Raw genomic sequence first — 15,117 nt, forward strand, 5'->3', positions numbered from 1 at the left:
ATTAAAAAAGGGTTGAATCTTAAAGAAAATTTCTTTAAGATTCAACCCTTTTTATTCACTTTTTAAATGGAAGAAGGACGAGCAGCGTCTGAAATTTCAATTCCTTCTTTTTCATTTTCGATTAATTCGATTGGCTCTTCACCTTCTGCTGATACAGTTCCATCATAAAATACTGTTGGTACTTTTGATGATTTAGATTTTACTTTATCAACTAATTGAACAGATTGTTCTTTCAATTGGTTAGAAAGTTTTACTGTTTTTTCTTTTGCAGTCGTAGAGATTTCTACGCCTTTATCACGAATTGTTAAAGCTTGATTTGCTACATCAGTTCGTAAATCTCTTCCTGCCTTTGGAGCTAATAATAAGCCTACAGCAGCTCCAACCATTCCACCCACTAGAGAACCAATAATAAAATCTTTAATATTAATTGTCTCCTCTCTATAGATTGGATCATTTGTTCCTACAGGTAAATTTGATTGATTTTTCACTTCATTGTAATTTGGTTTTTCAGTTGTCATTGCTCCCCAACCCCTTTTAAAATTTTTAATATTAGAAAATAGTGCTTTAAGTAATCACTTAGTTGTTTTACGTTGTTTCCATTTATCTGCTAGTTCAATTGCGATATTCCCCCATTGAACAACTTGAGCAATTTTTTCCTCATTTTTTTCAACTTCTGTTGAAATTGTTGATGAAATTTTATTAATTGAATTGTTTAATCCATTTACAGAAGTACCAATGTTTTTTACTGCATCGACTACCGTATTTAACTTTTCTGATTTATGTGTAATATCTTCAGCTAGAGTATTTGTCTTTTCAAGCAATGAAGTTGTTTCACGCGTTATACCTTCCATTTGCTTTTCTATTCCAGCTGCGGTACCAGCAATACTATTTAAAATTTCTTTAAGAGAAAATAATGTTCGACCGATACTGATACACAATATTAGAAAAGCGATTGCTGCGATCAATGCGGCGATGTATAAAATGATAATCATGCGATGAATCCTCCTGAAACTTATTAGTAATATAATTCGACAAAAATGGGTGAATACCTTTTTCATTTTTGAAAAAACAGCTTACCTTTAAGATAAGCTGTCAACTTTTAGTCTAAACAATTATATATAAATTTTTCAAATCATAACTATTATTTTAATAATTCTTCAAATGCATCTTGGAATTTATGAACATCGCCTGCACCCATAAATAAAAACACAGCATTGTCAAACTTTTGTAGTTCACTAACCGTATCTAGTTGTAATGTTGCACTTCCATTAATAAGAGTTTTTAAATCTTCTATTGTCAGATTCCCACTCTGTTCACGAGCAGAACTGAAAATGTCACATAAGTATACTGCATCTGCCTGACTTAGACTATCAGCAAAGTCCTTCAAGAACGCTTCAGTTCGACTAAATGTATGTGGTTGGAATACAGCTACTAGTTGTTTGTCTGGATACTTTTGACGAGCAGATTGAATTGTAGCTCTTATTTCTGTTGGATGATGTGCATAATCATCTACAAGCACATTGTTGCCTATTTTTGTTTCTGTAAACCTTCTTTTCACACCTGCATAAGTAATTAGTCGTTCCTGTACTAAATCTGCTGGAATTTCCTCATAGTGTGATAGTGCAATAACGGATAATGAGTTCAATACATTATGGTCGCCAAACAACGGAATTGTAAACGTACTATAATACTCATTTCTAACATATACTTCAAAACTTGTTCCTTCAGTTGTTTTTATAACGTTTCTAGCTGCAAAGTCATTTTGAGCACCAAATCCGTAATATACAACAGGGACATTCGCTTGAATTTTCTGTAAGTAATCATCATCACCACAAGCAATAATTGCCTTTTTCACTTGTAATGCTAATTGTTGGAATGCATTATAGACATCTTCAATATCTGCAAAATAATCCGGATGATCAAAATCAATATTTGTCATTACTGCATAGTCTGGCTGATAAGCTAAGAAATGTCTTCTATATTCACATGCTTCCATGACAAAGAAAGATGCTTCTTGCTTTCCTGAACCAGTACCATCACCGATTAAGAATGATGTTGGCTTGTAACCACCGATTACATGACTCATTAAACCTGTAGTTGACGTTTTACCATGTGCTCCGGTAATTGCGATTGATGTATATTTTTTAATATAATCTCCTAAAAACTTATGATAACGTATGACTTCAACGCCAATTTCTTTAGCTCGAACAATTTCTGGATGATCATCTGGAAATGCATTCCCTGCAATAACAATCATGCCTGGTTGAATATTTTCTGGATCGAATTTTAATATTGTAATATTACGATCTCTTAACGGTTTTTCTGTAAAATAAAAGTTTTGTACGTCAGAACCTTGTACTTGTTCACCTGAGTCAAATAATATTTGGGCTAATGAACTCATACCCGAACCTTTAATACCTGTAAAATGATAAAATGTCATAAGATAAACCTCCCGGGATACTGTATTTGACCCCTTTGATGAACTTTTTTTGTTAGAGGGTAAAAGTTAAATAATTTTTAGTAAAATAGTCTTTTGGTTGTTTGGGGTGTACATGCGAACCTATAAATAACTTGCAGACTTAACTCTACACCAAGATTGTAGCCTGCTCTCCCCTTTACTTTCATTTAGCTAAAAACCTTTACCATTATAGCACTAATATGGCAAAACATTAACTATTCATTTAAGTATAGTTTACCTGTAAATTCAGATAATTATTAACCGAAATTTACCCTTTTTGAAATAAATGAGAGGGGTAATTATTCCCTCTCATTAGTTAAACATTGAATTTAAATCTGCTTCTGTAATATATACTTCCCTCGGCTTACTTCCTCGTTGTTCAGATATAAAGCCATTTTTCTCAAGTAAATCCATCATACGTGCTGCACGATTATATCCAATCTGATAATTACGCTGAATTGATGAAGTTGAAGCGGTTCCTTGTTCATAAACGAATCGACACACCTCTTCAAAGAGTTCATCGTATTCTTCAACCATCTCAGTTTTCTTAAGTAATTCTTCATGCTCAAACATATAATTTGGCGTACCTTGACTTCTAACATGATCAATAATTTCTTCAATCTCATCATCCGTAACAAAAGTTCCTTGAATACGGATTGGTGCGCTCATACCATTTCCAAGATAAAGCATATCTCCACGACCTAGTAACCTTTCAGCACCTTGACTATCTAAAATTGTTCTAGAATCAATTTGTGATGATACTGCAAAGGCAATACGTGTTGGAATATTAGACTTGATCAAGCCTGTAATAACATCTACTGATGGTCGTTGTGTAGCAACTATTAAATGAATACCACAAGCTCTTGCTTTTTGAGCAATACGAGCAATGGATTCTTCCACATCGCTTGGAGCCATCATCATTAGATCTGCTAACTCATCAATTACAATCAAAATATATGGTAATTTATTTTTATTGCCATTCTTTTCAGCTTGCTTATTATACCTAGATAAATCACGAACTCCGACATGGGCAAATAATTGATAACGTCTCTCCATTTCATCCACAGCCCATTTAAGTGCTGCAGTTGCCGTTTTTACATCGGTAATAACAGGGCTCACTAAATGAGGTATGTTATTAAATGGTGCTAGTTCAACGACCTTCGGATCAATGAGCATCAATTTTAATTCGTGTGGGTCTGCTTTATATAATAGACTTACTAAAATTGAATTAATACATACTGATTTTCCTGAACCAGTTGCACCTGCAATTAACCCATGGGGCATTTTACGTAGATCAATTGTAATTGGCTTTCCTGTTAAATCCAATCCTAACGCTGCTTCTAAGGGTGATTCCGATTCATTAAACATTTCACTTCGAACCACTTCAGAAAGACGTACGGCTCTTGATATACGGTTTGGAATTTCTATACCAATTGAACTTTTCCCAGGTATTGGCGCTTGTATACGAATATCTTTTGCCGCTAAAGCAAGTTTTAAATCATCGGCTAGATTTTTTATCTTACTTACTTTCGTTCCATGACCAACTGTAATTTCAAATTGTGTTACTGCAGGTCCTTGAACGATGGATTCTATCTGAGCTGTCACTTGAAAATGTGACAAGGATTCTACTAAATTATTTGCTTGGGATTCCATCCATTCCCGGTCTTCTGTTTTTCCTTCCGGCGGTATTAAGTAATCATATGTTGGTTTCTCATACTCAACATAAGAATCTTGTAATTCCGCAACTTCCACTTCGTCTACTTTTTCGACAATATCTTCTTGAGGTAAATTCTGATCTACACTTAGTGTAGGTTTAGCAGAATTTTCATCATTCTTCGTTTCTACTTGTTCGATTGACGGCGGATTTACTTTTTGTAAAGATTGTTTCAATTTTAACTTTTCTTTGTCTGACTTCAGCATTATGACATTAAAAGGTATTTTACTGCCCGAAGATATTTTATTATCTTTATTGTCATCATTATGAATAATTTGTTCTTCTTCTACATTATTCAATGGCTGTGCCAAAATTTCTTTTGGAAGTGTTTCATTTTCATCATCAACTACCGTAGCAGTACTATTGAGAGCAGATTCTTCCTCTTCTTGGTCATTAATATCTTCTTCTTGGAATTCTTGTGAAATAACTTCCTCAATTTCTAAAGCTTCTTCATTGTTTACCGTTACTTCAACATCTTCGAATTCCTCTAATTCTTCAACCATGTCAGTTTCAATCTCATTAAATTCTATAACAATCTCATCATCAACGATTTCTTCTACATCTTTAACTGTTTCAAGTTCATTTTCATCGATAAATTCTTCGTCATAATCATCAATTTCATCGCAGTCTTCAATGTTATCATCATATGTTTCAACTACATCATCGTAATCAATGGATTCTAAATATAATTCTTCTTTCTCTTCTTCTTTGTTCACTTCAAGTGATTTGAAATTATCATTCATTGACAATTCATCGTTAGCTAATTGTTGAACTAATAATTGGTCATGACTATTTTGAACGTTATCCATTTTTACATGTTCATTAATGTTTTTATCTGTCTTGTCATGAGTAGGTTGTTCAATTTGTACGTTATTTACTTTCACCTCATTATTTAACATAACTGTGCTAGCAACTTCCTGTGAGGCTAAAACGACCTCTTCTACCGCACTATTAGATACTTCTGTTTTAGTGTTATTGCTTTGTGTATTTTTTTGTTCATTTTTTTGATTTAGTAATTGATTTATCGTACTTGGCTTTTTAAATCCATGAACAGGCGAAGGTACTTGTGTTGGAACAAATCTTCTTCGAGTTGCTTCTTGTATTTCTGTATTTTCTATTTCTATTTGTTTTTTACTAGATTTTTTATACTCGTTTGTTGAGAGTTTTTGTTTAGGCTGTAATTGTTTATTTTGTATACTTTGTCTTCTAACAGTCTTCCCTTTACCATTTCTTCTTTGTTCCAGTAGTTCACGAATACCTGAAACTTCAACATCATATACAATTTTACTTGGCGTTTCTTTATAATTTTCAGGTTCGTATGTTCTATTAATATTACTTTTAGTATTGATTGGATCAGTATCGTGTTTAAATTGATCAATTTCGTCATCTGCTATAATTGGAAAACGAAAAGAACGTCGGTTGTTCGTTTCATTAGTCTTTTCTTCTTCAATCACTTCTTCTTCATCATCAAATGGAACATCGTCTTCATATTGATCGATGTCTTCTGTAAAAAATCTATTAAATTTCTTTTTAAACCAATTCATAATTTATCACTCTCTTCTAAAACCTTGCATTTCTATTATATGATAATTAGTCGTCTAATAGTGTTTATTATTTACTTTTATGTATTATTTCTCATAGCCAAATATGACTAATCTCATAAATTATGATTAAAAACAAACAATCGTCTATTTAATCATTCATTCAGGTCAAAGCATAACATACTAATATTTCAATTAGATAACAATGAATAAACAATTTAACAATAAAAAATGCTAGAGAATTGATCTCTAGCATCTAGATGAGACTTTATAGAGTTGTTGGAACGACAAATGGTGATCCAACTTCTGAATTATCTTCTAAAACTAAAATTCCTTTTGCACTTGGTGCGTTAGGAATCGCCAATTCGCGAGCTGAGCAAAGCATTCCATGAGATGCAACACCACGAAGTTCTGACTGTTTAATTACTAAACCAGAAGGCATAACGGCGCCAATTTTTGCAACAACAACTTTTTGGCCTGCCTCTACATTTGGTGCACCACATACAATTTGTAATGTTTCATCTCCAACATTTACTTTACAAATGCTTAACTTATCTGCATCAGGGTGTTTTTCTTTTTCTTCAACATACCCTACAACAAATTTTGGAGTGAAGTCTACATTTAAAGAAATATCGACTTTATTTTCTACCATTGCTTTTTCAATTTTTTCAACAATTTCGGGAGTAACTTCTACATTTCCTTGTACGTCCAATTCAATGTATTTACTAGCATTAAATAGATTAAATGCTTTTACTTCCTGCGTTGCTTGTTCCTTCAAAATTGCAAAATCACCAACGCGTTCAACTTCTGTTGTTACAATCGGCTCAGTTGCTAATTGAACTAATAATACGTCACCTACATATGGTTTGTTGTAAGAAATAATCATTTTTCATCTTGCTCCTTATTTACTTTATTTTTAGCTAATATAAAGATCGGTTCAAGTTCCCCATCTTCATAGACAAATGATAACGAAGTAATTGGTACCATTCCAACTGAAAAGAAGTGCATTGTCATTTGAGCTAAAACATCGTATCCAACTTCATTTCGTATATCACCAATTATTAATACATCTTGATGTGGGACAGATACCGTCATATCTCCTTCAATTTTAGCACTCATTTCTTTTAGGAAAGATTCATTTAGTATTCGGCTTGCATCATATCCGTCATTTTCGTTTAAGAAATAAAATATATTTCCAGCAACTTCATCTTTTTTAGTTTTAGTAGATAATTTTTTCACGGAAAAACGGGCAGCTTCTCGAATTTGTTTTTCAGTTACATTTAATTTTTCTAACATTTTTTCGTCGATAATTCGATAAGTTTTACCTAAATCAAGTGCATAAAAAATACGTGTTTCTGCAGTATGATCAGTTGTAATGAATGGAGACCCTTCTTTAGACTTTAGTGGAAAGGACGTGGAACGAATGATCGGAAAAACATTTGCTAATTCATAAATTTCTTCATTCGCTTCTTTTTCCATAGCTTCAAAGGTCTGCTCGATCGTATAGACAACTTCCGATATCGCCTTTTCTTTCATTGTCTCGTATTTAGCTAAAATGTCAGATAAGTGTAACGTCATTCCATGTTTTAACTTTATATGGTCAATTCTTAAATCGTCTTTTTCACTATCAAAATGATATTCAAATCGATTTTCACCTAATTGCTCTTTTAATCGATCTACGAGTTCATGTGATTTCAACTTTACTTTCACCTCAATTGCTTTACAAAAATGAAGAGTTGTCCCGTTATAATCTATGGAACAACTCTAAGAACGTCACATTCGGACATCCAATACATGTATATCATCATATCATAAAATGGCTAGAAAGTTACAGAATGAGCTATTTGCATCATCTCTTGTAATGTAACATCAATATTTTTAGCAGAGGATAATGTAGATATTTTCACTCCACCACTGCTAGCAATTAGTTCATAACTATCTTCATCATTTTCAAGAATTGCAGTAAAACCGAAAGAATCATTAGTCTCAAACTTTTGCTCTTCAACAATTTCTTTAGCCTGATTTTCCTTGAATAAATCATATAGTAAATGACTGTTTTTTTGTTCATTCGGATTAACAAATAAGATAAAATGTTGGTCACCTTTTTTTAATAGGTAATTCGTTTTATCTTCACTTTCTTCAATTGTATACCCTGTTGGTAAATATACTTCTATTTCACCAATCTCTTTATTTGTTTCTTTTGGTCCTTCTTTAAACATGGATTCTACATTTGTCATACCGGTCTCTATCTGTTCCTCAACTGGTTTTCCACAACCAGCGAGGACTAAAAGTATTAATAGTGTTGTTAATAGTAAAAACAGTTTATTTTTCACTATTTTCCCTCACTTTCTGTAAGCGTGATGCTTAAATGAATAGTGTATCTAACATCTTATTAGTGTGCTTTAAATTATTCATGTTCTTTCATAAAGAAATACTGACCTATTAATATCTTAACAATATGTTCAAACATTTCTGTTCTATCAATTAAGTTTGCTGTGAAAACACCAATTGCCCCTTTGTTGTGGCGAATGCCTTTTTCGTTTGTATAAGAATCCATAACTGGACCTAGTTCTCTTCCTATACGAATTTCATCTGCAATTTCTTCTGGTAATAAAAACAAAGCCCCTGCTGCTGTTATGACAGTACCATCTTTTAATACAAGTGCTCCCCAATTACAACAATACATTTTGCCATCTATTTCTCTTACTCCACCTTCTAGGCCAAAATTCAAATCGGCTTGTGATATTTTTAATGAATTTAACGCACGATTGATTGCACCTTGTCTTGTCTCATCATCAGATCGTGGTTGTTCTGAGACTTCAGAAGGGACTTCAAGATGATTGTATTCAACATTTTCAAGATAATTGTTTACTATATTTGTAACTGCTGCTGTTTTTGCTCTATTTTTTGTTCCTATGGATACAAGCATTATGTTCATCTCCAAAACTATTTATAATAGACACTATATTTTAACGAATAAAAAAGAAAAAAGATGCCAAGTGGCACCTTTTTACTTTACACATTTGAGTGGATGGATTCAACTGTAGTACGGTCAGCTGATTTAACAAGTTTTACTAGTAATTCTTTAGCAGCTGCATAATCATCTACATGGATAATGGATGCTGCTGTATGAATATATCGTGAACAGATCCCAATAACTGCACTTGGAATACCATTGTTTGAAGTGTGTACTCGTCCAGCATCTGTTCCGCCACCTGCTGAAACGAAGAATTGGTAAGGAATATTGTTTGACTCAGCAGTATCTAGTACAAATTCTCTCATACCACGGTGAGTAATCATCGTACGGTCAAATATACGAACAAGTGCACCTTTTCCTAACTGTCCAAATTGTGATTTATCCCCTGTCGTATCATTTGCTGGTGAAGCATCTAAAGCAAAGAATAGATCTGGTTGAATCATATTAGCAGAAACTTGTGCTCCTCTTAACCCAACTTCCTCCATAACGTTCGCACCTGAATACAGATGATTTGATACTTTTTCACCTTTTAGTTCTTTTAATAATTCGATAGCTAATCCACAACCATATCGATTATCCCAAGCTTTTGCCATTATTTTTTTAGGATTTGCCATTGGTGTAAATGGACATACTGGAATGATAGATTGACCTGGTTGAATGCCTAGTTCTTTTGCATGTTCTTTACTATCAGCACCAACATCAATTAATAAATTTTTAATTTCAGTTGGTTTTGAACGTTCTTGTTCTGTTAATAAGTGAGGTGGTACGCTTGCAATTACCCCCGGAATTTCTTTATCTTTCGTATAAACTGTCACTCTTTGAGCTTGTAATACTTGGTTTGACCAACCACCTAATGGTTGAAAGCGAATCATTCCGTTTTCTGTAATACTTGTTACCATGAATGCTACTTCATCCATGTGGCCAGCTACTAATATTTTAGGAGCATTAGGATCTTCTGATTTTCTTACACCAAATATGCCGCCTAAATTGTCTTGAATGATTTCATCTGAATATTTTTCTAACTCTGAACGCATAAACTTTCTTACTGCGTGTTCATTACCAGGCGCACCAGGTAACTCTGTTAATGTTTTAAATAAACTAAAGGTCTCACTGTTCAAAAGGTCCACTCCCCATCATATGTAAGTTGTTTTCTATTTTAGCACAATTAGAGCTGAATACCATATAATTCTAACATAGCAGTAATGTGTTTCGAACCATTTCGAATGTTGTGGATTCATGCATGATTCTTGTATACTTTGCCCATTATGATTTTGAATATGAAAAAATACAGACAAGACGAAATGGAAATTTAATGATAAAATTATGAAAATTGTAAAGGAGGGTGGCAATTGAAACTACGTAGTTTTTTAATAGGTATGGCAACAGGACTTGCAGCTGCAATTATCATAAAGGAAACAGCTGAAAGAGTTGCACCATTTATTCCTGCAAATCAAGTATTGAATAGTGTAAAATCAGAATTTAAAAAAGAAGCTCCAATTGACGGTTCATGGATTTATATGAAAACTGAGGATTTCCATAATGGGGTGACAACCATCCCTGTTTATAAAGGTGGCATATCAAGAGTCATCAACGGAGAAATGGAATCATTTGAATTTGCTGCAGATGCACGTTCAGGTGTGATTGTGGATTTGAAAAGAATTTAATTAAATTGATACGCGGATTAATCACCTGTCCTCTTGAGAGCCAGGTGATTTGTTTTGTGTAAGGGAACTGGTTTTATCACATTGAATGCTTCTATAAGACATTTCAGAACCATTTCAATGCGTATTCGCCCTATAACATTCGTTCCTTAATTCAATTCTATTAAAAAAGCCTCCCTTGTAATTTCAAGGGAGCCTCCTTCAAATCAATTCTTCTGGAATTGAATATATGCCTCTTTACTTCTTTTTAAAGAGTCAACAATATCTTTACCTGTCTCATCCCATTGAATCATTCTATAGTAAGCATCATGGTAGAAGATAAATTTATAACCTTGACTTAAAGCTTCTTTCATTAGCTTTTCTTTTGCAAACACACTTGTCATTGGGTAATCGTCGTATGCCATTACCCATAAAGGATTTTGATGTGCATGTGTTGGCATAATGTCTGCCATATGAAGCAATGTTTCTCCATTTTGGGTTAATTTAATAATTGCATGTCCATCACTATGTCCACCTGTATGAATCATTTCAATACCTGGGGCTACTACAATGGAATCCTTAAATGTTTCCACTTGGTGTTGAACAGGCTCCCAGTTCTCCTTCCAGTACGTATTACGAGAACGGATATTTGGATTGCGCATTTCTTCCCATTCAATTTCTGTTGTATAGATTTTTGCATTTGGGAATGTAGGAACTAATTCTTCACCTTCCCAACGAGTGAGACCGCCTGCATGATCAAAATGTAAATGTGTCATTAGTACAACATCAATATCATTAGCTGTTAACCCTATCTTCTCTAAACTTTCTAATATAGCAGACTCTTCTGTTACCCCGTAATTTCGAAGTTGCTTTTCGTTTAACTTATTAAATCCAACACCACTATCGATTAAATAGTTTTTCCCATCATATTGAATCAGAATCGGTTCTGTTGCACACTCGATTTGATTTTTTTCATTCACAGGATATTTTCTAGTCCATAAAGGTTTCGGTACTACTCCAAACATAGCTCCGCCGTCTAATGACGTAACGCCCCCATCTAGCCATGTAAGTGTCATGTTGTGAAAATGTAGTTTGTCCATCCATTTCTCCCCTTTACAATTGTTCAACTACGAATATAGCATTCGCACCTGAGCACAATATGTTATCTATTTTGAAATAAATTGTGCTTCTAGTCTGTAAATCGGCTGCCCCTTTTGAGAAAACTTTTCTTCATACTCTGTCATGATATTGCCTTCTGGCATATTAGCATGTAAATCAAGTGAAACATATTTTAGTAACATACCATAATGTGACATATTCACTAATGAATATTCAAAAAGTCCTCGGTTATCCGTTTTAAAATGTATTTCCCCATTGTCAATCAATATAGATTCATATAATTTTAAAAATCCATCTGAAGTTAAGCGTCGTTTTTCATGACGGGCTTTTGGCCATGGATCAGAAAAATTCAAATACACTCGACTTACATCGTTTTTCTCAAAATACTTTGCTAAATCTGCACCATTCACTTTTAATAATCGTAAATTACTTGGTGAGTTTGCTTCTAATACTTTTTCTAACGCACTTACGATAACACTATCATAAAGTTCAATACCAATATAATTAATATCGGGATTTTGTAGTGCCATCCCAGTTACAAATTGTCCTTTTCCAGTCCCAACCTCAATATGTACAGGGTTGTCGTTGCCAAAAATTTCATTCCACTTTCCTAAATGTTCTTCTGGATTTGGAATAATAATTTCTGGATGTTCATTAATAAAATCTAATGCCCATGGTTTATTTCTTAATCTCACTGTCTTTCTTCCTCATTTCTTAGATGTACGTAAATTTTATAACATTATAACTTATCTCGAAAGATTTGGCGTGGAATTTCTATTGTAGTCTGTAGAAATCCAATAATCTTTTAGAATTCGATATGTAATAGGAGAATTTTGATTTGTAGAACCTAATACTTCTCCATCTGCATGGAAATACTGAGGCTCTTCGACTCGAACTTGAATTTGTGTTCCCTTCAATTGGGTAACTTCTGATAGTTTTGTATGTGTTCCCAAAAATACGGTACCAAACAAAAATAATAGCTTCAAATGATGAAGATTGTGAACAATGGTCACTTCAAGTACACCATCATCTGGTTTTGATTCAGGCGAAAGTTTCATTCCTCCACCGAAATATGGCTGATTACTTACTGTAACAAACCAAGCTTTTTTGTATTCAAATCGCCTATTATCTACTATAACCTCTATATTAAAAGGCTTAAATGTAAATAATGAAGTAATTGTTAAAAAACCATAACTGAGTTTGCCTAATCCGAATTTATTTAACAGTCCTTTTATTTTTGAACGATTTGCATTCCTCGAAACGAATCCGTCAAATCCAATACCAGCATTATTAATAAATTTCCGATTCATATCTAACGTGGCTTGGATTAGACCACTGTCCATTCTCATTCCATAAGGAGTTTTCAAAAATAATTCAATCTCCTTTGCGGACTGAAAGGAATGATATGCTCTTGAGTAGTCATTACCCGATCCTGCTTTGACAAATCCAATGTATATATTACTTTTTTCTACAATGCCATTTAACACTTCATGTATCGTTCCATCTCCACCCACTGCAACAATCAATGCAAAATCACTTTGATGTAAGTTACTATTTGAAATAGACTCGGATAATTGTAGTGCATGACCACTAAATTGGGTAATATGTTCGAAATATTGTACGGATAATTGATCTTTCAGTTTGTTCCATATCTTCTTCCCTTTACCATTACCAGCCTTTTCATTGACGATAAAATGAACTTCCACTTACACCATCCTTTCATCTATAACATACGATTATACGATGTAGTCTCAACATTACTTAACAATGTTTTAGCAGCTTGAATTTGCATATGTTTCATAGGCGAAGCCAAATGTTTTAACTCATCAATCCAATTTTCATAATTTCTTTTATCGATAAATTGTAAATTATAAATAGTGCCAGGATAATCGAAATAACCATTTCTTGACAGTAGAATTTTTCGAATGGGCATTGTTACATTATTTTGAGTAAAAAGCTGAGATACAATTGTTTCCATACGATTTAATTGAATGATCGGATTCAATATTTTCGTATCGGATTCACCAACTTTTTTCACCCAAAAATGTTCCCTTTCACTACTACCTGTATAAACAGCATAATTTTCACGTTCAACAATCGTAATACATAAGCATTCAAGTGGAGTTAAAATAACTACATCTAATTCAATTGGTGCCTTTTTTAATTTTACGATTGGATAATAAAGCACTAAATAATTATCAGGTAATGTTTGTAATACCGTTCTTAAAAAACTGTCTCCTATAAATTTAGAATTTACAAAGGACTTTTCCCGTAACGTTGAACTCGCCCATTTAATTTGAAAGTGAAAAAATTGGTCGATAAATATTTTCTTTAACTCATCGATCGATTGGGGATTGTATACAATGTTAGGCTCAAACAAAAGCGTTGTTTCGTCATCAGGTAGCGATTCTTCTCCAAGCGTTCCTTCAGTTTGAATCTCATCCACTTGCTCAACCGCTTCACCGTTTTGTTGATTCCGCTTAAATAACTTTTTTATTAGTGAAAAGCGTTGTTTTTTCATTTCTACTTCTTCTGAAACGGAATCATTCATATGTTCCCATTTTTGAACAAGCTCTCCAGATTCCCACTCGCTCTTTATGCGCTCCCAACCACTTTTCTTCATACGAACGAACTGTGCAGGATATCGATTCATGTCGATTTGATATCTAGAAATATAATCCTGTAATTTTACTAATTGAGCCAATCTTGACACTCCCTAAATACAAAATTGCCGCCTTCATTTAATTTTACCGTAGCTTTCTATAAAAAAATAGAGGATAGCACTCATATAGAGGCTATCCTTTCTTTAATGTTTATTTCACTTGAAGTGAATTAGGAATTTTTGTATTAAATTGAGCTTGTAATTTACGAGTCCATTCGCCAACTTTACCACCATTAATATCCGTATCATCAATACGAATGACTGGTGTTACTTCAGAAGTCGTTGAAGTAACGAATAACTCATCCATCGCTAAAGCTTCAGTTTTTGTGAATGACTCTTCTTTTACAGGAAGACCAATCTCATTTGCACATTCAATTACGACAGTACGCGTAATCCCTTTTAAAATTAAATTATTTGCTGGATGTGTATATAATACGCCATCTTTAATACCAAATACATTTGTAGAAGAACCTTCTGTTATCACTTCTCCACGGTGTAAAATTGCTTCATATGCATCTTTTTCTACCGCTTCTTGTTTAGCAAGAACCGCACCTAATAGGTTCAGTGATTTAATATCACAACGCAACCAACGAATATCTTCAACAAATGTCGCTTTTACACCTTTTTCAAAGTTTTCAAAAGGACGTTTATTCTCTTTCGTATAAGCAGTAAGTACAGGTTGAATATTACCCACAGGGAAATTATGAACACGTGGTGCTGTCCCTCGAGTTATTTGGAAATAAACATGACCTGTTCCTAAATTATTAACTTCAACCACTTCATGTAATAATTTGTGTAGTTTATCTTTTGTATAAGGAATTGTAAGACCGATTTTTTCCGCGCTTACATAAAAGCGATCAACGTGTTCATCAACTGTAAACATTTCACCATTATATACTTTTACAACCTCATAAACACCATCACCAAACTGATATCCACGGTCTTCTTTATTGATAAGTACTTCTTCATCTTTAACAATTTTATCATTCCATAATGTGTAGCTCAT

Annotated in this window: 15 protein-coding genes; 1 reads left to right on the forward strand and 14 read right to left on the reverse strand. The window is 33.5% G+C overall.

The window, feature by feature from the left end:
- Window positions 1-62: 62 nt before the first annotated feature.
- From CRO45_RS05285 to CRO45_RS05325, 9 genes are all read right to left on the reverse strand, one after another.
- Complete coding sequence (locus CRO45_RS05285) at window positions 63-518, reverse strand: YtxH domain-containing protein (RefSeq protein ID WP_097148588.1); 456 nt, start codon at window positions 516-518, stop codon at window positions 63-65.
- Between the two features lie 54 nt (window positions 519-572).
- Window positions 573-992: a DUF948 domain-containing protein gene (locus CRO45_RS05290; RefSeq protein ID WP_097148589.1), complete on the reverse strand. Its 420-nt coding sequence runs from the start codon at window positions 990-992 to the stop codon at window positions 573-575.
- 149 nt (window positions 993-1,141) lie between these two features.
- Window positions 1,142-2,440 (reverse strand): UDP-N-acetylmuramate--L-alanine ligase, encoded by a 1,299-nt coding sequence (gene murC, locus CRO45_RS05295; RefSeq protein WP_097148590.1) that lies wholly within the window; start codon window positions 2,438-2,440, stop codon window positions 1,142-1,144.
- A gap of 330 nt (window positions 2,441-2,770) precedes the next feature.
- A complete protein-coding gene (locus CRO45_RS05300) occupies window positions 2,771-5,716 on the reverse strand; it encodes a DNA translocase FtsK (protein ID WP_097148591.1) in 2,946 nt (981 codons plus the stop codon).
- A gap of 265 nt (window positions 5,717-5,981) precedes the next feature.
- Window positions 5,982-6,599 carry a YtpR family tRNA-binding protein gene (ytpR, locus tag CRO45_RS05305; RefSeq protein WP_097148592.1) on the reverse strand — a complete coding sequence of 206 codons (618 nt, stop codon included), beginning with the start codon at window positions 6,597-6,599 and terminating at the stop codon, window positions 5,982-5,984.
- The gene (locus CRO45_RS05310; protein WP_097148593.1) at window positions 6,596-7,411 is read right to left on the reverse strand and encodes a DUF1444 domain-containing protein; all 816 of its coding nucleotides are present in this window, start codon (window positions 7,409-7,411) and stop codon (window positions 6,596-6,598) included. Before CRO45_RS05310 ends, ytpR begins: the two co-directional genes overlap by 4 nt.
- Window positions 7,412-7,533: 122 nt before the next feature.
- Window positions 7,534-8,046: a hypothetical protein gene (locus CRO45_RS05315; RefSeq protein WP_097148594.1), complete on the reverse strand. Its 513-nt coding sequence runs from the start codon at window positions 8,044-8,046 to the stop codon at window positions 7,534-7,536.
- A 74-nt stretch (window positions 8,047-8,120) separates the two neighbouring features.
- The gene (locus CRO45_RS05320; RefSeq protein WP_097148595.1) at window positions 8,121-8,642 is read right to left on the reverse strand and encodes a DUF84 family protein; all 522 of its coding nucleotides are present in this window, start codon (window positions 8,640-8,642) and stop codon (window positions 8,121-8,123) included.
- Window positions 8,643-8,728: 86 nt separating this feature from the next.
- A complete protein-coding gene (locus CRO45_RS05325) occupies window positions 8,729-9,808 on the reverse strand; it encodes a M42 family metallopeptidase (protein ID WP_097148596.1) in 1,080 nt (359 codons plus the stop codon).
- Between the two features lie 231 nt (window positions 9,809-10,039).
- Between CRO45_RS05325 and CRO45_RS05330 the strand changes: the two genes are divergently transcribed.
- Complete coding sequence (locus tag CRO45_RS05330; RefSeq protein ID WP_097148597.1) at window positions 10,040-10,354, forward strand: hypothetical protein; 315 nt, start codon at window positions 10,040-10,042, stop codon at window positions 10,352-10,354.
- Between the two features lie 203 nt (window positions 10,355-10,557).
- Here the strand turns inward: CRO45_RS05330 and CRO45_RS05335 are convergent, their stop codons facing one another.
- The 5 genes from CRO45_RS05335 to dat form a co-directional block, all read right to left on the reverse strand.
- Complete coding sequence (locus CRO45_RS05335) at window positions 10,558-11,430, reverse strand: YtnP family quorum-quenching lactonase (RefSeq protein WP_097148598.1); 873 nt, start codon at window positions 11,428-11,430, stop codon at window positions 10,558-10,560.
- A gap of 66 nt (window positions 11,431-11,496) precedes the next feature.
- The gene (gene trmB / locus CRO45_RS05340) at window positions 11,497-12,144 is read right to left on the reverse strand and encodes a tRNA (guanosine(46)-N7)-methyltransferase TrmB (RefSeq protein WP_097148599.1); all 648 of its coding nucleotides are present in this window, start codon (window positions 12,142-12,144) and stop codon (window positions 11,497-11,499) included.
- Between the two features lie 51 nt (window positions 12,145-12,195).
- A complete protein-coding gene (locus tag CRO45_RS05345) occupies window positions 12,196-13,155 on the reverse strand; it encodes a diacylglycerol/lipid kinase family protein (protein WP_097148600.1) in 960 nt (319 codons plus the stop codon).
- A 17-nt stretch (window positions 13,156-13,172) separates the two neighbouring features.
- The gene (locus CRO45_RS05350) at window positions 13,173-14,153 is read right to left on the reverse strand and encodes an NERD domain-containing protein (RefSeq protein ID WP_097148601.1); all 981 of its coding nucleotides are present in this window, start codon (window positions 14,151-14,153) and stop codon (window positions 13,173-13,175) included.
- Window positions 14,154-14,262: 109 nt separating this feature from the next.
- Window positions 14,263-15,117, reverse strand: a complete 855-nt coding sequence (dat, locus tag CRO45_RS05355) for a D-amino-acid transaminase (RefSeq protein WP_097148602.1) — start codon at window positions 15,115-15,117, stop codon at window positions 14,263-14,265.

Origin of the sequence: Ureibacillus acetophenoni (genome assembly GCF_900220965.1) — a bacterium.
GTDB classification, from domain to species: domain Bacteria; phylum Bacillota; class Bacilli; order Bacillales_A; family Planococcaceae; genus Ureibacillus; species Ureibacillus acetophenoni.

What these genes read in the sequence shown, in the direction of transcription:
- CRO45_RS05290 (WP_097148589.1), bottom strand. Translation starts at nt 992, where the DNA reads ATGATTATCATTTTATACATCGCCGCATTGATCGCAGCAATCGCTTTT.
- murC (WP_097148590.1), bottom strand. Translation starts at nt 2,440, where the DNA reads ATGACATTTTATCATTTTACAGGTATTAAAGGTTCGGGTATGAGTTCA.
- ytpR (WP_097148592.1), bottom strand. Translation starts at nt 6,599, where the DNA reads ATGATTATTTCTTACAACAAACCATATGTAGGTGACGTATTATTAGTT.
- CRO45_RS05300 (WP_097148591.1), bottom strand. Translation starts at nt 5,716, where the DNA reads ATGAATTGGTTTAAAAAGAAATTTAATAGATTTTTTACAGAAGACATC.
- CRO45_RS05335 (WP_097148598.1), bottom strand. Translation starts at nt 11,430, where the DNA reads ATGGACAAACTACATTTTCACAACATGACACTTACATGGCTAGATGGG.
- dat (WP_097148602.1), bottom strand. Translation starts at nt 15,117, where the DNA reads ATGAGCTACACATTATGGAATGATAAAATTGTTAAAGATGAAGAAGTA.
- CRO45_RS05320 (WP_097148595.1), bottom strand. Translation starts at nt 8,642, where the DNA reads ATGCTTGTATCCATAGGAACAAAAAATAGAGCAAAAACAGCAGCAGTT.
- CRO45_RS05285 (WP_097148588.1), bottom strand. Translation starts at nt 518, where the DNA reads ATGACAACTGAAAAACCAAATTACAATGAAGTGAAAAATCAATCAAAT.